Below are 22796 nucleotides of genomic sequence, written 5' to 3'. Positions count from 1 at the left end.
CGCCACCGGGCAAGAACTGCCAATCAGTTAAGAGAACCAGCTCCCGAACCACTGGTGGAATTTCATCAGCACGAAATCCACCATCCGGTTAAAGAACCCGCCCTCGTTTACCGCTTCCATCACGATCAGCGGCCGCTGTTCGATGGTTTTATCATTCAGCTTAAAGTCGATAGTGCCAACCACCTGCCCTTTCGCCAGCGGTGCGGTCAGCTGCGGCTCGTTCAGGGTATAGCTCGCTTTCAGGTTTTTCAGCTGGCCGCGCGGGAGCGTAATGGATCCGGCGTCACCCGCACCAAGCCTGGCCTGGCTGCTGTCGCCGTACCACACGCGCTGTTCAATAAACGTGGCGTCAGGCTTGATTGGCGTGACGGTTTCATAGAAGCGGAAGCCCCAGGTCAGCAGTTTTTCGGATTCATTGAAACGGATACGGTCAGTTTTGGTACCCAGCACCACCGCAATCAGACGCATATCGCCCTGCTTCGCAGAGGAGACCAGGTTGTAGCCTGCGCCTGCTGTCGTACCGGTTTTCACGCCGTCGGCACCCAGGCTGGTGTTCCACAACAGACGGTTACGGTTCGGCTGCTTGATGTTGTTGAAGGTGAACTCTTTTTCCTGGTGAATGGCGTACTCGTCCGGCACGTCGTGGATCATGGCTTTGGTCAGCAACGCCATATCGCGGGCGGTACTGAACTGACCCGGTGCATCCAGGCCGTGCACGGTTTTGAACACGGTGTTGGTCAGGCCGAGCTTCTGCGAATAGCTGTTCATCAGGCTGATGAAGGCGTCCTGGCTGCCGGCCACGTAGTCCGCCAGCGCAATACAGGCGTCGTTGCCGGACTGAATGATCACCCCTTTATTGAGGTTCTCAACGGAAACCTGATCGCCAGGCTTCAGGAACATCACCGATGAGCCGCGCAGCGCCGGGTTGCCCGTCGCCCAGGCGTCTTTGCCGATGGTGACCATATCAGACAGCTTGATTTTATTGGCTTTTATCGCCTGCCCGACCACGTAGCTGGTCATGATTTTGGTCAGGCTCGCCGGATCGAGTTTCTCATCAGCGTTGCCCTCGCTCAGGACTTTGCCGCTGTTGTAATCCATCAGGATCCAGGCTTTGGCATCGACCGGTGGAGCTTCCGGTTGTTGAACAGCATCGGCTGCCTGTAAAGCAGGTGCCACGAGGAGTAAAAGCAGAGAGCCTGCCGCCAGGCCGCGGGGAGAAACAACTGTACGCGTCATAAAAGCCACCCAAGTATCCATTCCAAAACACACGTTACGTCACCGACGCCGTGCAACAACAGGCCGTGAGTAATAACGTAGAAATGATCTTAAAGAAACAATGCGTTGGTAAAGTTTTTAAAGTTTACGCAAGAACGGCGCGTTGTGCTGAAAACTGGACAATTTTTTTGATCGCGGTTGTGTGAAGGTTAAATTTAACTGACCATGGGCATTCACTTATGCGCTGGAATTGAGGTAATGATGATTACGCTTTGGGGCAGAAATAACTCAACCAATGTTAAAAAGGTTCGCTGGACGCTGGAAGAACTCGGTCTTTCCTATAATCAGATCCTTGCCGGGCTGGAGTTTGGCCTGAATCATGACGCCGACTATCTTGCCAAAAATCCCAACGGGCTGGTGCCGCTGCTGCATGATGACGCGACCGACATCACCTTATGGGAATCAAACACCATCGTGCGCTACCTCGCGGCACAGTACGGGCAGGAAAGCCTGTGGCAGAGCAATCCAGCCCAACGTGCACAGGGCGAAAAGTGGATGGACTGGGCCAACGGCACGCTCTCTCCGGCTCACCGGGTCATCCTGATGGGGCTGGTCCGCACACCAGCGGAAAAACGCGACCAGGCAGCCATTGATGCAGCCATCGCGCAGTGTGAAGCGCTGTTCGCGATTCTGGACGACGCGCTGGCGCATTCCAACTGGCTTTCCGGCGACAATTTTGGCACTGGCGATATCGCCGTGGCGCCGTTCATCTACAACCTGCTGGAAACGGTCAAAACCTGGCAGCCGCACCCAAATTTACAGCGCTGGTATCAGCAGCTGTCGCGCCGCCCGGCGTACCAGAACGTGGTCATGATCCCGGTCACCTGATCTCAGGCAGCCGGACTCACCTTCAGCAGTTCCCCATCGGACTCGTCGGTCAGCACGTAAAGATAACCGTCGGGTCCGATGCGCACGTCACGAATGCGCTGTTTTCTGTCGCCCAGAATGCGCTCCGTTTCCGTTACCTTATTACCGTCGACGTTCAGAACAATTACGGCCTGATCCTTTAACGCGCCAACAAACAGCTTATGCTGCCATTGCGGGAATTTATCAGCGTCATAGAAAGCCATACCGCTCACGGCGGGCGACTGTTTCCAGAAGAAAAGCGGTGGCTCAGTGCCCGCCACTTTTTCACCTTTGGCCTCCGGGATCGGCAAACCGCTGTAGTTGATGCCATGCGTTGCCAGCGGCCAGCCGTAGTTTTTTCCGCGCTGCGGAATGTTAATTTCATCACCGCCGCGTGGCCCGTGCTCGTTCAGCCACAACGCCTGGCTCCAGGGATTCATCGCCATGCCCTGTGGATTACGAATGCCCCAGGACCAGATTTCCGCCCGAGCTCCGGGCTGGTTGACGAACGGATTATCCGGCGGCACTTTGCCCTCTTCGGTCAGGCGCACGACTTTGCCCTGGAGTTTGTCGAGGTCCTGCGCCGTCGAACGCTGGTTATTTTCGCCCAGGCCAATATAGAGATAGCCTTTGCCGTCGAACGCCAGCCGACCGCCGAAGTGGTTACCGGTGGAAAGTTTCGGCGTTTGTCGGAACACGACCCTGAACGCTTCCAGGCGGGATAAGTCATTACTCAACCGCCCGTAACCGACCGCCGTTCCCGCTTTACCGTCATCGCCCACCTCGGCATAACTGAGCCAGACTCGTCGGGACTGCGCAAAATCCGGGGCAAGCACCACATCCAGCAAACCGCCCTGCCCGTTGGCCCATACTCGTGGAATGCCCACCAACGGGTCAGAAAGTCCTTTGCCCTCCTGCCACAGACGCAGCTGCCCACCGCGCAGCGTAATCAGCAGCCCTTTATTGTCCGGCAAAAAGGCCATCGACCAGGGATGATCCAGCTTGCGCTGCAGCACCTCAACCTGAACACCGGCGGCAAACGCGGCAGGCGTAACAAGAAAAGCAGCAAGAAGAAGACTCATTGCGACACGCGGCATAGCAGACTCCTTTGGCAATCACTGCGTTAAGGGTAGCCAGCCTGAGGCTCGCGACCTCCACTTTTACAAAAACTTAACCATTGCGCTTTTTCACCCGCACAAAAAAGCAACATCCGTTGAGGCTTTGTTTGGAAAACTGAATAGTCACGCAATGAAACCATTGCTATAGTGCGCCGGTCTTCTCAACCAGACGGTGCCATTATGTTCAGGAAAGGGTTATCAATCGTACTGCTGCTGTGCTCACTTTTTTCCGGCCAGCTGATGGCGAACGCCAACGGACATGAGTTTTATCAGGTAGAAAACGCAGACCACTGGATGCGTCACAATGCAGACAGCGATGATATTCGGGCGAGATTCAGGGATGCCGCCGATGAATTGCGTGAGGATCACCACACCATTAAAGAACGCAAACCCGAGGTGATCCACCTCTGACAAGGCTTCCCCGTTCGGGGAAGCCTGTGAACTTAGCGTAATGCGTTAAGAATTTGCCAGGCTGCCGTGACGCGAACCGGATTCGGGTAGTTCTTGTTCGCCAGCATCACAATGCCCATCTCCTGCTGCGGCACATAGGCGATATAAGCCCCAAAACCGTTGGTGCTGCCGGTTTTATGCAGCCAGCTGGCAGGCGTTGCCGGGCGCGGTGGGGTCTGCAACGCGGCAGGACTGGCCTTCAGCGCCACATCGTTGCCGCTGGCGGTAATCACCTGCTGCGAATCGACAGGCCACGGATACATTTCCCAGCCCAGCCCCTGATACATATCGCCCACTTTGTAATAGCCGCTCTGCGCAATGCCGATGGCTTTTTTCAGCACGGCATCGCTATCCGGTAGCTGCTGCGGCGCGATATTAGCCTGCATAAACTTCGCCATATCCTGGATAGTGGTTTTCACGCCGTAGGCTTCTGCATCCAGCATCCCCGGCGTCACGCGCACCGCTTTGCCGTCCCGATAGCCCCAGGCATAATTTGCCTTTTCCGCATCAGGCACGGTGATGAAAGTGTGCGACAGGTTCAGAGGCGAGAAGAGATTCTTCTGCATGAACTGTTCAAAACTCAGACCGCTTTTGCTCACAGCCAGCGCACCAAACAGGCCAATGCTGGCGTTGGAATAATTGCGCATCGTGCCCGGCGTCCACTGCGGCTGCCAGCCGTTGTAATAGCGCCACAGCGCGGCCTGGTTTGTCACCTCCTCCGGCACCTGCAACGGCAAACCGCCAGCGGTATAGGTAGCCAGATCCAGCATGGTGATTTTCTGCCACTGCGGTGCGCTCAGCGCATTCTCGTATTTTGCCGCCGGATCGCTGAGCTTCACGATCCCACTTTCCACCGCGTAAGCACCTGCGGTGCCGGTAAAGGTTTTACTGACCGATCCCAGTTCAAATAAAGTGTCGTCAGTCACCGGGCGCTTCGCCTGGACGTCCGCGAGGCCATAGTGGAAATAGTAAGGCTTGCCGCGATAAATCACCGCCACTGCCATGCCGGGAATCTGCTGCTCTTTCAGCAACGGTTTAACGGTATCATCAACAATCTGTTGTAATTTTTGCGCTGAAACCGGCCCGGACGCAGCGGCCACCAGCGGCACAGCAGTGAGTGAAGTGGCAAGAATTAGCGCCATAAAACGCGGATGTTGAAGGACAGAAATGCAGGTGTTCGTTTTCATTTTCCCTCCTGATAAACGAATCGTAATGGTCAACCCGCGTCATTAAGCCGAAAACCCACCCGGCCTGCAATTCTTCAGTACAAATTTCCCGCCGACCTCTGTAGAATCCACGCCCTGACCATTCCAAAAATCGAACAATTTTTAAGCTATGAGCAATGTGACACAGCAGCCGAAAATCGGCTTCGTCTCTCTGGGTTGCCCGAAAAACCTGGTGGACTCTGAACGTATCCTCACCGAACTGCGCACCGAAGGCTACGACGTAGTACCAAGCTACGACAACGCCGACATGGTAATCGTCAATACCTGCGGCTTTATCGACAGCGCGGTGCAGGAGTCGCTGGAAGCCATCGGCGAAGCCCTGAAAGAGAACGGCAAGGTAATTGTGACCGGCTGCCTGGGCGCGAAGGTCGATCAGATCCGTGAAGTGCACCCGAAGGTGCTGGAAATCACCGGTCCGCACAGCTATGAGCAGGTGCTGGAACACGTGCATCACTATGTGCCAAAGCCGCAGCACAACCCGTTCCTGAGCCTGGTGCCGGAACAGGGCATGAAGCTGACGCCGCGCCATTATGCCTACTTAAAAATTTCCGAAGGCTGTAACCATCGCTGCACCTTCTGCATCATTCCATCCATGCGTGGCGATCTCGACAGCCGCCCGATTGGCGACGTGCTCTCTGAAGCGAAACGTCTGAAGGATGCTGGCGTGAAAGAGCTGCTGGTGATCTCTCAGGACACCTCCGCCTACGGCGTTGACGTCAAGCACCGCATGGGCTTCCACAACGGCGAGCCGGTAAAAACCAGCATGGTCGGCCTGTGTGAACAGCTGGCGAAGCTCGATATCTGGGTTCGTCTGCACTACGTTTACCCTTATCCACACGTGGACGACGTTATCCCCCTGATGGCGGAAGGCAAAATTCTGCCGTATCTGGATATCCCACTGCAGCACGCAAGCCCGCGTATTCTCAAGCTGATGAAGCGCCCGGGCTCCGTGGATCGCCAGCTGGCACGCATCAAGCAGTGGCGCGAAATCTGTCCGGAACTGACCCTGCGATCCACCTTTATCGTCGGCTTCCCGGGTGAAACCGAAGAAGATTTCCAGATGCTGCTCGACTTCCTGAAGGAAGCGCGCCTGGATCGCGTTGGCTGCTTCAAGTACAGCCCGGTAGAAGGTGCCACCGCCAACGAACTCGAAGGTCAGGTGCCGGAAGACGTAAAAGAAGAGCGCTGGAACCGTTTCATGCAGCTGCAGCAGCAGATTTCTGCTGAACGCCTGCAGGAGAAAGTTGGCCGTGAAATTATGGTCATTGTCGATGAAGTGGATGAAGAAGGCGCGATTGGCCGCAGCATGGCCGACGCCCCGGAAATCGACGGGGCGGTGTACCTCAACGGTGAAACCCGCGTGAAGCCAGGCGACGTGCTGCGTGTGAAAGTTGAACACGCCGACGAGTACGACCTGTGGGGTTCACGGGTTTAATCTTCCCTCTGTAGGCCCGGTAAAGCGTTTGCCGCCACCGGGCGCTATCGATGTTGCCGGATGGCGCTTCGCTTATCCGGCCGACAAAATCTCTCCTATCCTTTTATCTTCGGATCCAGCGCATCGCGCAGGCCGTCGCCCAGCAGGTTAAACGCCAGCACCGTTAAGAAAATCGCCAGCGCCGGGAACAGTGCAACGTGCGGTGACATCACCATATCGGCCCGCGCTTCGTTGAGCATGGCACCCCACTCCGGCGTCGGCGGCTGTGCGCCAAGCCCAAGGAACGACAGGCTGGCGGCAGAGATAATTGACACACCGATGCGCATAGTGAAATAAACCACAATCGACGACACCGTGCCGGGCAGAATATGGTGGAACAGAATAGTCGCGTCGCTGGCACCAATGCTGCGCGCCGATTCGATGAACGTCTGCTGCTTTAACACCAGCGTATTGCCGCGCACCAGGCGTGCAAAGGCGGGAACGGAGAATATCGCCACCGCGATAATCACGTTTGCCATACCGCTGCCCATCACCGCCACAACGGCAATCGCCAGCAGGATACCGGGGAACGCAAACAGCACGTCGCAGATGCGCATGATGATTCTGTCCCACCAACCTTCGTAGTAGCCTGCCAGTAGCCCAAACACGGTGCCAACAGCCGCGCCGATTAATACAGCAAACACCCCCGCCGCCAGGGAAATCTGTGCGCCAACCAGCACGCGGCTAAAGATGTCACGCCCGAGCGAATCCACACCAAACCAGTGCACCATCGACGGTCCTTCGTTCAGCCGATCGTAGTCGAAGTAATTTTCCGCATCGAACGGCGCTATCCATGGCGCCACAATCGCCACCACAATCAACAACAGCACAAACACGCCTGCGGCCATTGCCACCGGCTGTTTGCGGAACTTGCGCCAGAACTCATGCCACGGCGTGCGCACCTGTCCGGGCGCAATCCCCGGAAGCGCGTTGATCACCGCCTGACGTCGCCAGTTTAACAATCGCATTTACTTGTACCGGATAGCCGGGTTGATGGCGGCATACAGCACGTCCACCACCAGATTGATAAGAATAAACTCCAGCGAAAAGAGCAGGACTTCCGCCTGAATCACCGGGTAATCACGCATCTCCACTGAATCCACCAGCAGGCGTCCGAGGCCTGGCCAGTTGAAGACTTTTTCGACCACGATGGAGCCGCCGAGCAGGAAACCAAACTGCAGCCCCATCATTGTCACCACCGGGATCATCGCGTTGCGCAGGCCGTGTTTGAGCACGACCCAGGTTTCACTGACGCCTTTAGCTCGCGCGGTGCGCATGTAATCTTCGTTGAACACATCCACGAAAGAAGCGCGGGTAAAGCGCGCCATCACCGCAGCCACAGCGGCGCCGAGGGTAATGGATGGCAGGATGTAGTGCCGCCAGCTATCGGCCCCGACGGTCGGCAGCCAGCCGAGCTGTACCGAGAAAATCTGCATCAGCAGCATCCCTAAGGCAAAAGCCGGGAAGGATATCCCCGTAACGGCTATCGCCATGCCGAGCCTGTCCGGCCAGCGATTACGCCACACGGCGGCGGCAAGGCCCATCGCCATGCCGAAAATCACCGCCCAGATCATACTACTGAGCGTCAGCCACAGCGTGGGCAGAAAGCGGCTGGCTATCTCCACGGATACCGGACGGCGCGACACCATCGACATACCGAAATCGCCCTGCAATACGTTGGCAATGTAGTGACCAAACTGCACGTACAGCGGCTGATCGAGCCCCAGCTGCTGCCGCACCATCGTTACCACCTGCGCGTCGGCTTCCGGCCCGGCAATCAGCCGCGCCGGGTCGCCCGGCAGCAGATGGACGAACAGAAATACCAGCACCGCCACGATGAGCAGCGTCGGGATCAGGCCGAGCAGGCGCTTGAGGACGTAGTTAAGCATCCTTTCCCCTTACCCCAGCCCTCTCCCCATAGGGGCGGGAGGGAAAAGGAGATGCGGCCAGGCTGCTGTGGATCAACGTAATCACTGCGTTAAGTCCGCCTCGTCAAAACTGAACCCGGTATCCGGCATGATGTAAAAACCGGTCAGATTTTTGCTGTGGGCAGACACCAGCTTTTCCACCACCAGAGGCACCCACGGCGACTCCTTCCAGATGATGTCCTGGGCATCTTTATACAGGCGCGCTTTCTCTTTGGTATCATCCGTTTTCAGCGCATCGGCCAGATCTTTGTCAACCTGCGGATTGCTGTAGAACGCGGTGTTGAACTGCGTTGGCGGCCAGTTTTGCGAGGCGAAGAGCGGTGACAGCGCCCAGTCGGCTTCCCCGGTTGACGCAGACCAGCCGGTGTAGAACATTCTCACTCCGCTCTCTTTCTGTCCCTTGGCTTCCACTTCTGAAGCGCGCTGGCCCGCATCCATCGCCGTGACCTTCGCCTTGATGCCCACCTGCGCCAGCTGCTGCTGGGTGAATTGCAGGACTTTCTGCGCGGTGCTGTGGTTATGCGATGACCAAAGCGTAGTGCTAAAGCCGTTCGGGAACCCGGCTTCTTTCAGCAATTCGCGGGCTTTAGCCGGATCGTATGGCCACGGTTTGTAGGACTGGGAATACGCAATCGACGGTGGCAGCACGCCGGTTGCAGGCGTTGCATAGCCGGCAAAGGCGACCTTCACCAGCGCCTGGCGGTTAATCGCGTAGTTGATGGCCTCGCGCACTTTCGGGTTATCAAACGGCTTCTGGGTGACGTTCATGCTGATGTAGCGCTGCATGATGGAGGGGCTTGCCACCAGCTCCAGCTTGCTGTTTTTCTCCAACAGCGGTGCCTGTTCGTAAGGGATCGGGAACGCAAACTGCGCCTCACCCGTCTGCAGCATTGCCGCCCGGGTGTTGTTGTCGACGACCGGACGCCAGGTGATGGTATCGAGCTTCGGCAGCCCCTGCTGCCAGTATCCGGCAAATTTCTTCACCTTCACAAAATCGGTCTGATTCCAGGTATCAAGCTGATACGGCCCGGTGCCTACCGGATGGAAACCAATCTCTTTGCCATATTTTTTCAGCGCCGCCGGGGAGATCATTGCCGTCGCCGGATGGGCAAGAATGTTGATAAACGCAGAGAACGGCTGCTTCAGGGTAATTTTTACCGTCTGAGGGTCGACGACTTCGGTGCTGGCGATATCTTTGTACAGGTTATAGCGTTTGAGATGGTTGTCAGGGTTGCTGGCGCGATCGAGGTTCGCTTTGACCGCTTCAGCGTTGAAATCCGTACCATCCTGGAACTTCACGCCGCTGCGCAGCTTAATGGTATAAACCCGCCCGTCATCGGAAACCTTGTAGTCTTCTGCCAGCACGTTGTGCATCTTCATGTCTTTATCGAGGCCAAACAGCCCCTGATAGAATGACTTCGCTACCGCCTGTGAGAGCGTGTCGTTGGCGTCGTACGGATCGAGCGTGGTGAAGTTCGAGCCCACCGCGACCACCACGTCTTTTGCCGCCCACGCAGGCGTCGTCGCCAGGGCGGAAACAACACCCAGCGCCAGCAGCCATTTACCTGAAATCTGTTGTGTCATGTTGTTCTCCTGAGGTTATAGACGCGCAAGCGCGCTGGGGGCATCATCCCGGGCGACAAAGTGGCCGGGGCTCACCTGAACCAGCGGCGCGCTGGCCTGCTCCACGCCGCGCGGATAAATATTACCCGGCAGTTCATCTGACAGCAGTACGCGCTGCGGCCGACGATGAGCCGGATCGGCAACCGGTACGGCTGCCATAAGCTTACGGGTATAAGGATGCTGTGGATTTTCAAACACAGAGCGGCGCGGACCCATTTCCACAATTCGCCCGCGATACATCACCGCCACGCGATGACTGATTCGCTCGACCACCGCCATATCGTGAGAAATAAACAGGTAAGCGATACCCATTTCGCGCTGCAAATCGAGCAGCAGATTAATGATCTGCGCGCGAATAGAGACATCAAGCGCCGACACCGCTTCGTCGGCAATCACCACCTTCGGGTTCAGCGCCAGCGCACGCGCGATACAAATTCGCTGCCGTTGGCCGCCGGAAAACTCATGCGGATAACGCCACGCATGCTCCGGCAGCAGTCCGACGCGCTCAAGCAACCATGCGACACGGCGACGGGCATCTTCGTCCGACATCATGCGGTGCACGAGCAGCGGCTCCAGAATCGAATAGCCCACGGTCTGACGCGGATCGAGAGAGGCAAACGGATCCTGAAAAATAAACTGAATATCCCGCCGCAGCGGCTGAAGCTGGCTATCGGCAAGCTGGTCTATCCGCTGCCCGTTAAAAGTGATGCTGCCGCTTTGTGACTCCACGAGCCGCAGCAGCGCACGTCCGGTGGTGGATTTTCCCGATCCGGATTCCCCCACCAGCGCCAGCGTCTCACCGGGCCAAAGGTCAAAACTGACCTTTTCCACTGCGTGCACTTCACGGGTCACGCGGTTCAGTAAGCCGCTGCGCAGCGGGAAGCGGGTAACCAGATCGCGTACCTGTAAAATCGGTTCGCCAGGGACAACTGTATCCTGCTCCCCTTTCACAATGGGCGCATTCGGCAAAGGAAAACGCCGCGGCAAATCGGTGCCGCTCATCGAGCCCAGGGTCGGTACGGCTGCCAGCAGCGCCTTCGTGTACGGGTGCTGCGGTGCGCTGAATATCTGCTCCACGCTGCCGGTTTCAACCGCCTCGCCCTGATACATCACCAGCACGCGATCGGCGATGTCCGCCACCACGCCCATATCGTGAGTGATAAAGATGACCCCCATAGCCATCTCTTTTTGCAGGACGTCAATCAGCTGGAGGATCTGCGCCTGGATGGTGACATCCAGCGCCGTAGTTGGCTCATCGGCAATCAGCACCGCCGGGCGACAGGACAACGCCATGGCAATCATCACGCGCTGACGCATGCCGCCAGAAAGCTGGTGCGGATAGCGTTTTAAGATGGTTTCCGCCTCCGGAATACGAACCTGGTCGAGCATCTTTTTGGCGGCTTTCAGCGCCTCCTCGCGCCCGAGTCCCTGATGCAGTCGGATTGATTCGGCAATCTGCTCCCCCACGGTAAACACCGGGTTCAGCGACGTCATCGGCTCCTGAAAAATCATCGCCACATCCGCACCTCGCACGTGACGCATCTGTGAGGCGCTTTGTTGGGTCACCTCAATCACGTCGCGGCTGCGCCGCCGAAGCAGCATAGACTGGCTTTTAACGCGTCCGCCGGACTGCTCCAGCAGACGCATCAGCGCCAGCGCGGTGACGGATTTTCCCGAGCCGGACTCCCCAACGATGGCCAGCGTCTCGCCGCGTTTAAGGCTGAAGGAGAGGTGCTTCACCGCCTGAACGGTTTGCTGCTCCTGCTCAAAAGCGATGTTGAGGTCGCGAACCACCAGCACGTCGCTGGCGTCGATTTCATGAGCATGATTCATCAGCGGTAAATCCCCACGCTTGAGGTATCGCCCGCATAAGCGTAAGCGCGGTACATCCCTTCGCTGTTAAACGGCAGCGCCACGTTGCCTTCGCGGTCAACGGCAATCAGGCCACCGCTGCCGCCGAGCGCAGGCAGTTTTTCCATCACCACGCGCTCGCAGGCGTCATGAAGGCTTAAATCGCTGTATTCCATCAAGGCGGAGATGTCGTAGGCCGCCAAAGTGCGCATAAAGACTTCACCCGTCCCGGTGCAGGAGACCGCAACGCTGGCGTTGTTGGCATAGCAACCCGCGCCGGGCAGCGGGCTGTCGCCTACGCGCCCCGGCAGTTTGTTGGTCATGCCGCCGGTGGAGGTCGCGGCAGCCAGATTCCCCGCCAGATCGCGCGCTACCGCGCCGACGGTGCCCATTTTAGTTTGTTCATCAAGCGGCGCGGCGCTGTGATCGAGCTGCGTTTCCCCCGCCGCCTGGGCCTGACGCAGCTGCGCCAGCCGTTCAGGTGTAGAAAACAGATCGTTGTTGACGCGCGCCATACCGCGATCCGCGGCAAAACGCTCGGCGCCTTCCCCCATCAGCAAAACATGCGGACTCTGTTCCAGCACCAGGCGGGCGGCAAGCACAGGATTGCGCAGGTGCTTCACGCCAGCCACCGCTCCGGCGTGCAGCGAATAGCCATCCATCACGCAGGCATCCAGTTCGTGGGTTTCATCGGCGGTGAATACGGCCCCAATCCCGGCGTTAAACAGCGGACACTCTTCAAGCAGGCGAACGGCTTCGGTGACTACGTCCAGCGCGCTTGCGCCCTGCTCCAGCATGTGCTGGCCCGTTTCCACGATGAAAGCGAGCGCTTCTACATACTCTTTCTCGCGCTCTGGCGACAGGCTGGCACGGGAAATGGCCCCGGCACCGCCATGAATGGCGATCACTGCGTTACTCATTGCGCCCTTCCCTTCATCTGACGGAATGCTTTTTCTATTTAGGGTATAAATATCATCATATTGACGATTATTTTATATGATTTTTGAATATAGAAAGCGTCGTCGGTGCTGTAAAGGCCTGCTGACCATCACCGTACAGTCCGGCGCGCTTTTCTGCCATAATGGGCGCATCAGACGATTTGTCGCAGGAGTGTAGTAATGGATTTTAACGCCGGACTCATGCCGCTCGACGTGGCGCTTAACGAGATGCTGGACCGTATTTCCCCGCTGAACGCCACCGAAACGCTGCCGCTGGTGCAAGCTTTCGGCCGTATTACCGCCGAAGATGTGGCGTCGCCGCTCGACGTCCCGGGCTTTGATAACTCAGCGATGGACGGCTACGCCGTACGTCTGGCCGATCTGGCCGAAGGCAAGCCGCTGAGAGTCGCCGGAAAAGCCTTTGCCGGACAGCCCTTCGAAGGCGAATGGCCTGCGGGCACCTGCGTGCGGATCATGACCGGTGCGCCGGTGCCGCCAGGCTGTGAGGCCGTGGTGATGCAGGAAGAAACCGAACAGACCGACGACGGCGTGCGTTTCACCGCCAGCGTCAAAGCTGGCCAGAACATTCGCCTGTGCGGGGAAGATATTCGCGCAGGCCATGCAGTATTCCCGCGTGGTACGCGCCTGACAGTTGCCGAACTCCCCGTGTTAGCGTCATTGGGTATCGCCAATGTAGACGTGGTACGCAAAGTGCGCGTGGCAGTGTTCTCCACCGGCGATGAGCTTAAATTACCCGGTGAGCCGCTGGCTGCGGGGCAAATTTATGACACTAACCGCCTTGCCGTTCATCTGATGCTGGAACAGCTCGGCTGCGAAGTGATCAACCTCGGGATTATTCCGGACGATCAGAACAAGCTGCGGGCGGCGTTTATCGAAGCCGACAGCAAAGCGGACGTGGTTATCAGCTCAGGCGGCGTCTCCGTGGGCGAAGCGGATTACACCAAAACTATTCTTGATGAGCTTGGTGAAATCGCCTTCTGGAAGCTTGCCATCAAGCCCGGCAAACCCTTTGCCTTCGGTAAACTGAGCCACAGCTGGTTCTGTGGCCTGCCGGGCAATCCTGTCTCTGCGGCGCTGACGTTCTATCAGCTGGTGCAGCCGCTGCTGGCAAAACTGGGCGGTAATCCCGCTTCAGGCCTGCCGCCACGTCTGCGCGTTCGCACCTCAACGCGCCTGAAAAAATCGCCGGGCCGCCTCGACTTCCAGCGTGGCGTGCTGACGCGCGATGAGAACGGCGATTTGACCGTAGCGACCACCGGCCATCAGGGTTCGCATATCTTCAGCTCCTTCAGTCAGGGCAACTGCTTCATCGTGCTTGAGCGCGACCGCGGCCACGTTGAAGCCGGAGAATGGGTTGACGTGGAGCCGTTTAACGCGCTGTTCGGAGGGCTGTAATGAGCGTGGAGCTGAGCGATGCGGAGACGCTGCGCTACAACCGGCAAATTGTGCTTCGTGGTTTCGACTTTGACGGTCAGGAGAAGCTGAAAGCTTCGCGAGTGCTGGTCGTCGGGCTTGGCGGCCTCGGCTGCGCGGCTGCGCAGTATCTGGTAGCGGCGGGCGTCGGGCAGATGACGCTGCTCGATTTCGATACGGTGTCGCTTTCAAATCTGCAACGCCAGACGCTGCACAGCGATGCGACAATCGACCAGCCGAAGGTGATTTCGGCCCGCGAGGCGCTTGAACGCATCAACCCGCACGTGCAGTTCACCTGTATCGACGCTCAGCTTGATGAAGCTGCTTTACGTGAGCAAATTGCCGCGCACGATCTGGTGCTCGACTGCACCGATAACGTGGCGATCCGCAATCAGCTCAACGCAGGCTGTTTTACGCATAAAACGCCGCTGGTGTCCGGCGCCGCCATTCGCATGGAAGGGCAAATCAGCGTGTTTACCTATCAGCCGGATGAACCCTGTTATCGCTGCCTGAGCCGCCTGTTCGGCGAAAACGCCCTCACCTGTGTGGAAGCGGGCGTAATGGCCCCGCTGGTCGGCGTTATCGGCTCCCTTCAGGCGATGGAGGCCATCAAGCTGCTGACGGCGTATGGCACACCCGCCGCCGGAAAAATCGTGATGTACGATGCGATGACCTGCCAGTTCCGGGAGATGAAGCTGATGCGGTTTGCAGGGTGTGAGGTTTGTAGTCGCACGTGAGATTGTTGCCCGGTGGCGCTACGCTTACCGGGCCTACGAGATCCCAGACAGTCTGTAGGCCCGGTAAGGCAAAGCCGCCACCGGGCAATTTTTACAGAGAAGACCGCCCAAACGCCCCCATCCAGTCCTGTTCAAACTTGTCGATAGCGGCATCCACCGCCGGTGAGGCGATAAACTGCTGAGCAACGTCCAGCGGCAGCGTGATGGACTGACAGCCCACCAGCAGACAGTCCAGCGCCTGACGCGGCGTTTTGAAGCTCGCGGCCAGCACTTTTGATTCCGGGGCATGCAGTTCCAGCAGCTGCTGTAACTCTTCCACGCTACGAATACCGCTGCCGCCCTGCGCATCAATGCGGTTCACATAAGGTGCCACATACTCAGCACCAGCCAGCGCCGCCAGCATCCCCTGCGCTGCGCCGTAAACCGCCGTACCGAGCGTCGGGATCCCTTCGGCTTTCAGCATCTTAATTGCCGCTAAACCTTCGGCCGTTACCGGTACTTTAACCACCAGATCGGCGATGATGCTGCGCAGCTTACGCGCATCGCTCACCATTCCTTCAGCCGTGTTCGCCATCACCTGGGCGAATAAACGCCCCTGCCCGCCGAGCGCGTCCTGCAATTCAGGCAGCAGCGTTTCGAGCGGCTTTTTGCCTGCCGCCACAATGCTCGGATTCGTTGTCACGCCCGCCAGTGGGAAAACGCGCGCCAGCTTTTTGACCGCGGCAACATCAGATGTATCCAGATAGAGTTCCATACCGGTTCCTTAAAATGTGAGGTTCTGCATGCTTTAAGACTACCACGCCGCAACCGCGCGCTTTGTTGATTCACGTCAAAATCACTTTCATTCGAAAGTTATTTAATCTTTATACGAAAGCAAAGAGGCGAATTATGATCTTCAACATTCAGCGCTACTCGACCCATGATGGCCCCGGTATTCGCACCGTTGTCTTTATGAAAGGTTGCTCGCTCGGCTGCCGCTGGTGTCAGAACCCGGAAAGCCGTGCCCGCACGCAGGATCTGCTGTTTGATGCGCGTCTGTGCCTCGACGGCTGCGATCTCTGCCAGCAGGCTGCCCCCGGCGTTATCGGACGTACGCTGAATGGCCTCATTATTCATCGCGAAAGACTTGAACAGCCGCAGTTGAACGCGCTGAATGGCTGCTGCCCGACTCAGGCGCTCACCGTCTGCGGTGAAGTCAAAAGCGTGGACGACATTATGACGACCGTGCTGCGTGACAAACCTTTCTACGATCGCAGCGGCGGCGGCCTGACCCTCTCCGGCGGCGAACCTTTTATGAACCCGGAGCTGGTGCTCTCGCTGCTGAAAACCAGCCACGAGCAGGGCATTCATACGGCGGTAGAAACCTGCCTGCACGTACCGTGGAAATACATCGAACCTGCCCTGCCGTATATCGATCTGTTCCTTGCTGACCTCAAGCATGTTGATACCGATAAGTTCCGGCAATGGACTGACGGCTCCGCAAAACGCGTAATGGATAACCTCAAGCGCCTCGCGGCAGCGGGTAAAAAGATGACCATTCGCGTGCCGCTGATTCAGGGTTTCAACGCCGATGAAGCCTCAATCAAGGCCATAACCGACTTCGCCGCTGACCAACTCCACGTCAGCGACATCCACTTCTTACCGTACCACACGCTCGGCATGAATAAGTACAGCCTGCTCGGCGTACCCTACTCTGCTCCCGACAAGCCGCTCGATGCCCCGGAACTGCTGGATTTTGCCCAGCAAACGGCCCGGGAAAAAGGGCTGACTGCGACCCTACGAGGATAATACGATGACCACTCTGATTCTTGATAAACTGACCGACCGCATCAAGGCGCATAAAGACGCACTGATTCACATCGTTAAGCCGCCGGTCTGCACCGAGCGCGCCCGTCATTACACCACCGTTTACCAGCAGAATATGGATAAACCGATTCCGGTACGCCGTGCGCTGGCGCTGGCTCACCATCTGGCGGAACGCACCATCTGGATCAAACACGATGAGCTGATCATCGGCAACCAGGCCAGCGAAGTGCGCGCCGCGCCGATATTCCCGGAATATACCGTCAGCTGGATTGAAAAAGAGATCGACGACCTTGCCGACCGTCCGGGCGCGGGCTTTGCGGTGAGCGAAGAAAATAAGCGCGTGCTGCATGAAATCTGCCCGTGGTGGAACGGTCAGACCGTGCAGGATCGCTGCTATGGCATGTTCACCGACGAGCAGAAAGCGCTGCTGGCAGCGGGCATCATTAAAGCCGAGGGCAATATGACCTCCGGCGATGCGCACCTGGCGGTGAACTTCCCACTGCTGCTGGAAAAAGGGCTGGATGGCCTGCGCGAAAAAGTGGCCGAACGTCGCTCGCGCATTAACCTGACCGTGCTGGAAGATTTGCACGGCGAACAGTTCCTGAAAGGCATTGATATCGTTCTGGAAGCGGTCAGCCTGCACATTACGCGCTTTGCCGATCTGGCACGTAAAATGGCTGCGGAAGAATCCCGTGAAGCGCGCCGCGACGAGCTGCTGGCAATGGCGGAAAACTGCGATGTTATCGCCCACGAACCGCCAAAAACCTTCTGGCAGGCGCTGCAGCTCAGCTACTTCATTCAGCTTATCCTGCAAATTGAGTCCAACGGTCACTCAGTTTCCTTTGGCCGCATGGACCAGTATCTGTATCCGTTCTACCGCCGCGACGTGGAGCTGAACCATTCTCTCCAGCGCGAACAGGCCATTGAGCTGCTGCACGCCTGCTGGCTGAAGCTGCTGGAAGTGAACAAAATCCGTTCCGGTTCGCACTCAAAAGCGTCCGCCGGCAGCCCGCTGTATCAGAACGTCACCATCGGCGGCCAGAAGCTGGTGAACGATGAAGCGATGGATGCGGTCAACCCGCTCTCTTATGCAATTCTGGAATCCTGCGGTCGTCTGCGCTCCACCCAGCCAAATCTGAGCGTGCGCTACCACGCGGGCATGAGCAACGACTTCCTCGACGCCTGCGTGCAGGTGATCCGCTGCGGCTTCGGAATGCCTGCCTTTAACAACGACGAAATCGTCATTCCGGAATTCATTAAGCTCGGCGTGGAAAAACAGGACGCTTACGACTATGCAGCTATCGGCTGCATTGAAACCGCCGTCGGCGGCAAATGGGGCTATCGCTGCACCGGCATGAGCTTTATCAACTTCGCCCGCGTGATGCTGGCGGCGATGGAAGGCGGGCGCGATGCCACCAGCGGTGAAATCTTCCTGCCGCAGAGCAAGGCGCTGTCGCAGGGCAATTTCAGCACCTTCGATGAAATCATGGCCTCCTGGGATACGCAGATTCGCTACTACACCCGCAAGTCCATTGAAATTGAGTACGTTGTCGACACCATGCTTGAAGAGAACGTGCATGACATTCTCTGTTCGGCGCTGGTGGATGACTGCATCGAACGGGCGAAAAGCATTAAGCAAGGTGGCGCAAAGTATGACTGGGTGTCGGGCTTGCAGGTGGGGATTGCCAACCTCGGCAACAGCCTGGCCGCCGTCAAAAAGCTGGTCTTTGAGCAGGGGGCTATCGGGCAGCAGCAGCTTGCCGCCGCGCTTGCCGACGACTTCGAGGGCCTGACCCACGAACAGCTGCGCCAGCGTCTGATTAACGGCGCGCCGAAATACGGTAACGACGATGACACCGTAGATGTCCTGCTGGTTCGTGCCTATCAGACCTATATTGACGAGCTGAAGCAGTACCACAACCCACGTCACGGCCGCGGCCCGATTGGCGGTGACTACTACGCAGGGACGTCCTCCATTTCCGCAAACGTACCGTTTGGCGCGGCGACCATGGCAACCCCTGACGGACGCAAAGCGCATACGCCGCTGGCGGAAGGCGCAAGCCCGGCTTCCGGCACCGATCATCTCGGCCCAACGGCGGTGATCGGTTCCGTTGGCAAGCTGCCTACCGCTGCAATTCTCGGCGGCGTACTGCTGAACCAGAAGCTCAATCCGGCAACGCTGGATAATGATTCTGACCGCCAGAAGCTGATGGTGCTGCTGCGCACCTTCTTCGAAGAGCACAAAGGCTGGCACATTCAGTACAACATCGTGTCGCGCGAAACGCTGCTGGAGGCGAAGAAACACCCGGACCAGTATCGTGATTTAGTGGTGCGCGTGGCGGGCTATTCAGCATTCTTCACCGCGCTGTCGCCGGATGCTCAGGACGATATTATCGCTCGTACTGAACATACGCTTTAAGGCTCAAAAACCAGGTTTCGTGCGGGCTAAATGCCCGGCGGCGCTACGCTTGCCGGGCCTACGTTGGTCGAAAGTAGGCCGGGTAAGGCGAAGCTGCCACCCGGCATTTAAGCCTCACTTCACTTACGAATGAAATAAATTTGAGGTTTCCGTCACATTATCACTAGAATGCTCCTGAACGCAGTTAACGCCAGGAGCCTTCGTATGACCGTTAAAGTTATCGTCACAGATATGGACGGAACTTTTCTTAATGATGCCAAGCAGTACCATCGTGAACGCTTTTTGGCGCAGTTTCAGCAGCTTAAACAACGTGGTATTGAATTCGTTGTGGCAAGCGGCAACCAGTACTGGCAGCTCATCTCCTTCTTCCCTGAAATTCGTGACCAAATTTCTTTCGTCGCCGAAAACGGCGCTTTGGTGTATCAGCACGGCAAAGAGCTGTTCCACGGAGAGCTGACGCGCCATGAGTCTCAGGTGGTCATCGGCGAGCTGCTCAAAGATCCCCAGCTAAACTTCGTGGCCTGCGGGCTGGAAAGCGCGTACGTCAGCGACAAAGCGCCGGAAGCCTTTGTGAAGCTGATGTCGAAGCACTATCACCGCCTGAAGCCAGTGTCGGATTATCAGCAGATCGACGACAAGCTGTTCAAGTTCTCGCTGAATCTCCCCGACAGCGACATTCCGCAGCTGATTGACGCCCTGCACGTCTCCCTCGACGGCATAATGAAGCCCGTCACCAGCGGCTTTGGCTTTGTGGATCTGATCATCCCGGGCCTGCACAAGGCCAACGGCATCAGCCGCCTGCTGAAAAACTGGCAGCTCTCACCGCAGGAGTGCGTGGGCATTGGCGACAGCGGCAACGATGCCGAAATGCTGCAGCTGGTGAAATACTCTTTCGCCATGAGCAACGCCGCCGACAGCATCAAAGCCATCGCCCGTTACCAGACGGACGATAACAACCACGACGGTGCTCTGAACGTGATTCAGGCCGTGCTGGACGGCACCTCTCCTTTCTGATCCCCTCTATGCCATGCCGGATGCGGCATGGCCTTTTCCGGCCGACAAAACCCTGATGCACTGATACTCCACAGGCCTGATGAGCGCAGCGCCATCAGGCATTTCAAAACCCTTTCCGGTTCGTGAGAAGCATCAAGTTATTTAACTTGCATTAACCTAATTTTAACTTAAAGTATCACATGTAAGTTAAATTACCTTCGAATGAAAGATTGAGAGGTCCATCATGACGCTTACCTGTTCCAGTGAAACCCTGCCTGCCGATCACAAAGCGGCTATACGCGAATTGAAACAAGCGCTGCGTGCGCAGATTGGTGACGTGCAGGGCGTGTTCGACAAACTCACCGCCCACATTGAAGCCCGCGTGGCGCAGATCGAGGCGCTAAAGGCCAGCGGCAAACCGGTCTGGCCAGTGATTGCTTATAGCGACCTGGCCGCCGGCAAGATTACTGAAGCCCAGCGTGAGGAGATCAAGCGCAGAGGCTGTGCGGTGATCAAAGGACATTTTCCGCGCGAGCAGGCGCTGGGCTGGGACCGCTCAATGCTCGACTACCTCGATCGCAACCACTTTGACGATGTGTACAAAGGGCCGGGCGATAACTTCTTCGGCACCCTGACGGCCTCACGCCCGGAGATCTATCCGATCTACTGGTCGCAGGCGCAAATGCAGGCCCGGCAGAGTCCGGAAATGGCGACCGTGCAGTCATTCCTGAATCGCCTGTGGCGCTTTGAAAGCGAAGGTAAACAGTGGTTCGACCCGGACGTCAGCGTCATTTACCCGGATCGCATTCGCCGCCGCCCGCCTGGCACCACGTCGAAAGGGCTTGGGGCACACACCGATTCCGGGGCGCTGGAGCGCTGGCTGCTGCCTGCTTATCAGCAGGTTTTCGCCAACGTGTTCAATGGCGACTTTACGCATTTCGACCCATGGGATGCGGCACATCGCACCGAAGTGGAAGAGTATACGGTGGATAACACCACTAAATGTTCTGTTTTCCGCACCTTCCAGGGCTGGACGGCGCTTTCAGAAATGATTCTGGATCAAGGACTGCTGCACGTCGTGCCGATTCCGGAGGCCATGGCCTACGTGCTGCTGCGCCCGCTGCTTGACGATGTCCCCGAAGATGAACTTTGCGGCGTGGCACCCGGCCGCGTGCTGCCCATCTCTGAACGGTGGCATCCGCTGCTGGTTAAAGCCCTGACCTCCATTCCGGCGCTGGAGCCGGGCGATTCAGTCTGGTGGCACTGCGACGTGATCCACGCCGTTGCCCCGGTTACCGATCAGCAGGGCTGGGGCAACGTGATGTACATTCCGGCAGCGCCAATGTGTGAGAAAAACCTCGCCTATGCGCAGAAGGTGAAAGCGGCGCTGGAAAAAGGCGCTTCGCCGGGCGACTTCCCGCGTGAGGATTATGAAACAACATGGGAAGATCGTTTTACGCTTAGCGATTTGAACGTTCACGGAAAGCTCGCCTTGGGCATACCTGTTTAATCATCGTACAGCCCTTCCCGTTCAACGGCGGTACGTCGCGTTCCTGGACGTATCCGCCGGACGGATTCCCTCACGGCAAGCTGGCCATGCAGCAGAAGAGAACCGCACGGTGCTTCAGGACGAATCAGCCGCTGCTGTAGCATCTGCACAGCCTCTACGCCCAGCTCATCACGCGGCACGTGGATAGCCGTCAGCGGCACATCCTGAATCGCGGCCAGGTTGAAACCGTCGATGCTCATCACCGACACATCCTGCGGCACCCGTAGCCCACGCTGCTGAAGCGCGTTTATCGTACCTGCGGCCATAAAATCCCCACCGACCAGAAACGCCGTCGGCAGCGGCTTGCCGCCGAGGGCACCCAGCCAGGCCCCCACTTTCTCTTCTGTTTCTTTTGCACTGAAGCTCGGCACGGTTATCAAATCGCGGGCGTCCTGAAAACGGAGGTTGCCGTTCTTCCACGCCTCACGAATGCCCATCAATCTGAGCTCCATCGTGTAGCGGCGCAGGCACATCACGTTCACCACCGAACGGTGACCCATATCGAACAGATACCGGGCAGCAAACTGGCCAATCAGGCGGTGATCCGGCGCGATCGACGGCAAACGCATGCGCTCATCGCGACAGTTGATCAGCACGCAGGGCCTGGCGAAATCCGCCGCCAGATCGTGAATGTGCGGATCGTCGATACCGAGCAGGATCGCCGCCTGGGTTTCGGCCTCATTCATTCGCGCCAGAAACAGGTTGGCATCACTGTCGTTTTCCTCCAGCGCGCAGTAACGAAGGCGCACCTCATGCGGCGACAGCGCTTTATTGATGCTCTGGATCACGCGGTAGTAAAAGATGTCGGACCGCTCATCGAACGCCCGCTGCGGCGCAAAGACAATCAGGCTGTTCAGCAACATTCTGCCTGCGGCCATGCCTTCCATCACGCCCAGCTCACGTGCACAAGCAAGCACCCGCTCTCGCGCCTTTTCACTGGTGTTGGCTTTGCCCGCCAGCACCCGGGAAACGGTGCTGCCGGAAAGGCCTGTCCGGGCGGCAATTTCGGCGATTTTGAGCTTTTTATCCAATTTGTGATCTACCTCCATTTTGAAAATGAAAGAATTTTCATGGTTAATTTACCCTGTCCAAAAAGGGGTGAATGTGACTAACCGGGAAGTTTTTCCCA

19 protein-coding genes are annotated in these 22796 nt (G+C 57.5%); 9 read left to right on the top strand and 10 right to left on the bottom strand.

Annotated elements, in window-relative coordinates; genetic code table 11:
* Nucleotides 1-27: 27 nt before the first annotated feature.
* Nucleotides 28-1236, bottom strand: coding sequence for a serine-type D-Ala-D-Ala carboxypeptidase (gene dacC, locus AB1287_RS06860; protein WP_312628886.1), 1209 nt, complete (start codon nt 1234-1236; stop codon nt 28-30).
* 240 nt (nt 1237-1476) lie between these two features.
* On the opposite strand from dacC, the gene AB1287_RS06855 reads away from it, so the two are divergent.
* Nucleotides 1477-2103 (top strand): glutathione S-transferase family protein, encoded by a 627-nt coding sequence (locus AB1287_RS06855; protein WP_435617501.1) that lies wholly within the window; start codon nt 1477-1479, stop codon nt 2101-2103.
* 2 nt (nt 2104-2105) lie between these two features.
* On the opposite strand, the gene AB1287_RS06850 is transcribed toward AB1287_RS06855, so the two are convergent.
* The gene (locus tag AB1287_RS06850) at nt 2106-3218 is read right to left on the bottom strand and encodes a PQQ-dependent sugar dehydrogenase (RefSeq protein ID WP_435617336.1); all 1113 of its coding nucleotides are present in this window, start codon (nt 3216-3218) and stop codon (nt 2106-2108) included.
* 201 nt (nt 3219-3419) lie between these two features.
* Between AB1287_RS06850 and AB1287_RS06845 the strand changes: the two genes are divergently transcribed.
* A complete protein-coding gene (locus AB1287_RS06845) occupies nt 3420-3650 on the top strand; it encodes a DUF2554 family protein (protein ID WP_312628884.1) in 231 nt (76 codons plus the stop codon).
* A 32-nt stretch (nt 3651-3682) separates the two neighbouring features.
* Here the strand turns inward: AB1287_RS06845 and ampC are convergent, their stop codons facing one another.
* Complete coding sequence (gene ampC, locus AB1287_RS06840; protein WP_436799826.1) at nt 3683-4831, bottom strand: class C beta-lactamase; 1149 nt, start codon at nt 4829-4831, stop codon at nt 3683-3685.
* Nucleotides 4832-5024: 193 nt separating this feature from the next.
* Between ampC and rimO the strand changes: the two genes are divergently transcribed.
* Nucleotides 5025-6350, top strand: coding sequence for a 30S ribosomal protein S12 methylthiotransferase RimO (gene rimO, locus AB1287_RS06835; protein ID WP_435617335.1), 1326 nt, complete (start codon nt 5025-5027; stop codon nt 6348-6350).
* Between the two features lie 95 nt (nt 6351-6445).
* On the opposite strand, the gene gsiD is transcribed toward rimO, so the two are convergent.
* The 5 genes from gsiD to iaaA form a co-directional block, all read right to left on the bottom strand.
* Nucleotides 6446-7357 carry a glutathione ABC transporter permease GsiD gene (gene gsiD / locus AB1287_RS06830; RefSeq protein WP_435617334.1) on the bottom strand — a complete coding sequence of 304 codons (912 nt, stop codon included), beginning with the start codon at nt 7355-7357 and terminating at the stop codon, nt 6446-6448.
* A complete protein-coding gene (gsiC, locus tag AB1287_RS06825) occupies nt 7358-8278 on the bottom strand; it encodes a glutathione ABC transporter permease GsiC (protein ID WP_312628873.1) in 921 nt (306 codons plus the stop codon).
* Between the two features lie 81 nt (nt 8279-8359).
* A complete protein-coding gene (gene gsiB / locus AB1287_RS06820) occupies nt 8360-9901 on the bottom strand; it encodes a glutathione ABC transporter substrate-binding protein GsiB (RefSeq protein ID WP_435617333.1) in 1542 nt (513 codons plus the stop codon).
* A 15-nt stretch (nt 9902-9916) separates the two neighbouring features.
* Complete coding sequence (gene gsiA / locus AB1287_RS06815) at nt 9917-11773, bottom strand: glutathione ABC transporter ATP-binding protein GsiA (RefSeq protein ID WP_435617332.1); 1857 nt, start codon at nt 11771-11773, stop codon at nt 9917-9919.
* Nucleotides 11773-12711 carry a beta-aspartyl-peptidase gene (gene iaaA, locus AB1287_RS06810; RefSeq protein WP_435617331.1) on the bottom strand — a complete coding sequence of 313 codons (939 nt, stop codon included), beginning with the start codon at nt 12709-12711 and terminating at the stop codon, nt 11773-11775. The genes gsiA and iaaA overlap by 1 nt, the downstream gene beginning before the upstream one ends.
* A gap of 198 nt (nt 12712-12909) precedes the next feature.
* Here iaaA and moeA point away from each other — a divergent pair, with 198 nt between their 5' ends.
* Nucleotides 12910-14145 (top strand): molybdopterin molybdotransferase MoeA, encoded by a 1236-nt coding sequence (gene moeA / locus AB1287_RS06805; RefSeq protein WP_435617330.1) that lies wholly within the window; start codon nt 12910-12912, stop codon nt 14143-14145.
* A complete protein-coding gene (moeB, locus tag AB1287_RS06800; RefSeq protein WP_435617329.1) occupies nt 14145-14900 on the top strand; it encodes a molybdopterin-synthase adenylyltransferase MoeB in 756 nt (251 codons plus the stop codon). Before moeA ends, moeB begins: the two co-directional genes overlap by 1 nt.
* Nucleotides 14901-14991: 91 nt before the next feature.
* Here moeB and fsa read toward each other — a convergent pair whose 3' ends face one another.
* Nucleotides 14992-15654 (bottom strand): fructose-6-phosphate aldolase, encoded by a 663-nt coding sequence (gene fsa / locus AB1287_RS06795; RefSeq protein ID WP_435617328.1) that lies wholly within the window; start codon nt 15652-15654, stop codon nt 14992-14994.
* 134 nt (nt 15655-15788) lie between these two features.
* On the opposite strand from fsa, the gene AB1287_RS06790 reads away from it, so the two are divergent.
* From AB1287_RS06790 to AB1287_RS06775, 4 genes are all read left to right on the top strand, one after another.
* Entirely contained in the window at nt 15789-16688 is a 900-nt protein-coding gene (locus AB1287_RS06790) for a glycyl-radical enzyme activating protein (RefSeq protein ID WP_435617327.1), read from the top strand.
* 4 nt (nt 16689-16692) lie between these two features.
* The gene (locus tag AB1287_RS06785; protein ID WP_435617326.1) at nt 16693-19125 is read left to right on the top strand and encodes a formate C-acetyltransferase/glycerol dehydratase family glycyl radical enzyme; all 2433 of its coding nucleotides are present in this window, start codon (nt 16693-16695) and stop codon (nt 19123-19125) included.
* 204 nt (nt 19126-19329) lie between these two features.
* On the top strand, nt 19330-20139 hold the full coding sequence (locus AB1287_RS06780) for a Cof-type HAD-IIB family hydrolase (RefSeq protein WP_435617325.1): 810 nt from the start codon (nt 19330-19332) through the stop codon (nt 20137-20139).
* A 223-nt stretch (nt 20140-20362) separates the two neighbouring features.
* Nucleotides 20363-21628 (top strand): DUF1479 domain-containing protein, encoded by a 1266-nt coding sequence (locus tag AB1287_RS06775; protein ID WP_435617324.1) that lies wholly within the window; start codon nt 20363-20365, stop codon nt 21626-21628.
* Here AB1287_RS06775 and AB1287_RS06770 read toward each other — a convergent pair.
* A complete protein-coding gene (locus tag AB1287_RS06770) occupies nt 21625-22716 on the bottom strand; it encodes a LacI family DNA-binding transcriptional regulator (protein ID WP_435617323.1) in 1092 nt (363 codons plus the stop codon). The genes AB1287_RS06775 and AB1287_RS06770 overlap by 4 nt on opposite strands.
* Nucleotides 22717-22796 lie beyond the last annotated feature (80 nt).

The organism is Scandinavium sp. UTDF21-P1B, assembly GCF_040750395.1.
GTDB lineage: Bacteria > Pseudomonadota > Gammaproteobacteria > Enterobacterales > Enterobacteriaceae > Scandinavium.
This window is presented reverse-complemented; position numbering and strand designations above follow the sequence as displayed.

What these genes read in the sequence shown, in the direction of transcription:
- AB1287_RS06770 (WP_435617323.1), bottom strand. Translation starts at nt 22,716, where the DNA reads ATGGAGGTAGATCACAAATTGGATAAAAAGCTCAAAATCGCCGAAATT.
- AB1287_RS06790 (WP_435617327.1), top strand. Translation starts at nt 15,789, where the DNA reads ATGATCTTCAACATTCAGCGCTACTCGACCCATGATGGCCCCGGTATT.
- AB1287_RS06855 (WP_435617501.1), top strand. Translation starts at nt 1,477, where the DNA reads ATGATTACGCTTTGGGGCAGAAATAACTCAACCAATGTTAAAAAGGTT.
- fsa (WP_435617328.1), bottom strand. Translation starts at nt 15,654, where the DNA reads ATGGAACTCTATCTGGATACATCTGATGTTGCCGCGGTCAAAAAGCTG.
- ampC (WP_436799826.1), bottom strand. Translation starts at nt 4,831, where the DNA reads ATGGCGCTAATTCTTGCCACTTCACTCACTGCTGTGCCGCTGGTGGCC.
- gsiC (WP_312628873.1), bottom strand. Translation starts at nt 8,278, where the DNA reads ATGCTTAACTACGTCCTCAAGCGCCTGCTCGGCCTGATCCCGACGCTG.
- gsiA (WP_435617332.1), bottom strand. Translation starts at nt 11,773, where the DNA reads ATGAATCATGCTCATGAAATCGACGCCAGCGACGTGCTGGTGGTTCGC.
- AB1287_RS06785 (WP_435617326.1), top strand. Translation starts at nt 16,693, where the DNA reads ATGACCACTCTGATTCTTGATAAACTGACCGACCGCATCAAGGCGCAT.
- moeB (WP_435617329.1), top strand. Translation starts at nt 14,145, where the DNA reads ATGAGCGTGGAGCTGAGCGATGCGGAGACGCTGCGCTACAACCGGCAA.
- gsiD (WP_435617334.1), bottom strand. Translation starts at nt 7,357, where the DNA reads ATGCGATTGTTAAACTGGCGACGTCAGGCGGTGATCAACGCGCTTCCG.
- AB1287_RS06775 (WP_435617324.1), top strand. Translation starts at nt 20,363, where the DNA reads ATGACGCTTACCTGTTCCAGTGAAACCCTGCCTGCCGATCACAAAGCG.
- AB1287_RS06780 (WP_435617325.1), top strand. Translation starts at nt 19,330, where the DNA reads ATGACCGTTAAAGTTATCGTCACAGATATGGACGGAACTTTTCTTAAT.
- rimO (WP_435617335.1), top strand. Translation starts at nt 5,025, where the DNA reads ATGAGCAATGTGACACAGCAGCCGAAAATCGGCTTCGTCTCTCTGGGT.
- AB1287_RS06850 (WP_435617336.1), bottom strand. Translation starts at nt 3,218, where the DNA reads ATGCCGCGTGTCGCAATGAGTCTTCTTCTTGCTGCTTTTCTTGTTACG.
- gsiB (WP_435617333.1), bottom strand. Translation starts at nt 9,901, where the DNA reads ATGACACAACAGATTTCAGGTAAATGGCTGCTGGCGCTGGGTGTTGTT.
- AB1287_RS06845 (WP_312628884.1), top strand. Translation starts at nt 3,420, where the DNA reads ATGTTCAGGAAAGGGTTATCAATCGTACTGCTGCTGTGCTCACTTTTT.
- moeA (WP_435617330.1), top strand. Translation starts at nt 12,910, where the DNA reads ATGGATTTTAACGCCGGACTCATGCCGCTCGACGTGGCGCTTAACGAG.
- dacC (WP_312628886.1), bottom strand. Translation starts at nt 1,236, where the DNA reads ATGACGCGTACAGTTGTTTCTCCCCGCGGCCTGGCGGCAGGCTCTCTG.
- iaaA (WP_435617331.1), bottom strand. Translation starts at nt 12,711, where the DNA reads ATGAGTAACGCAGTGATCGCCATTCATGGCGGTGCCGGGGCCATTTCC.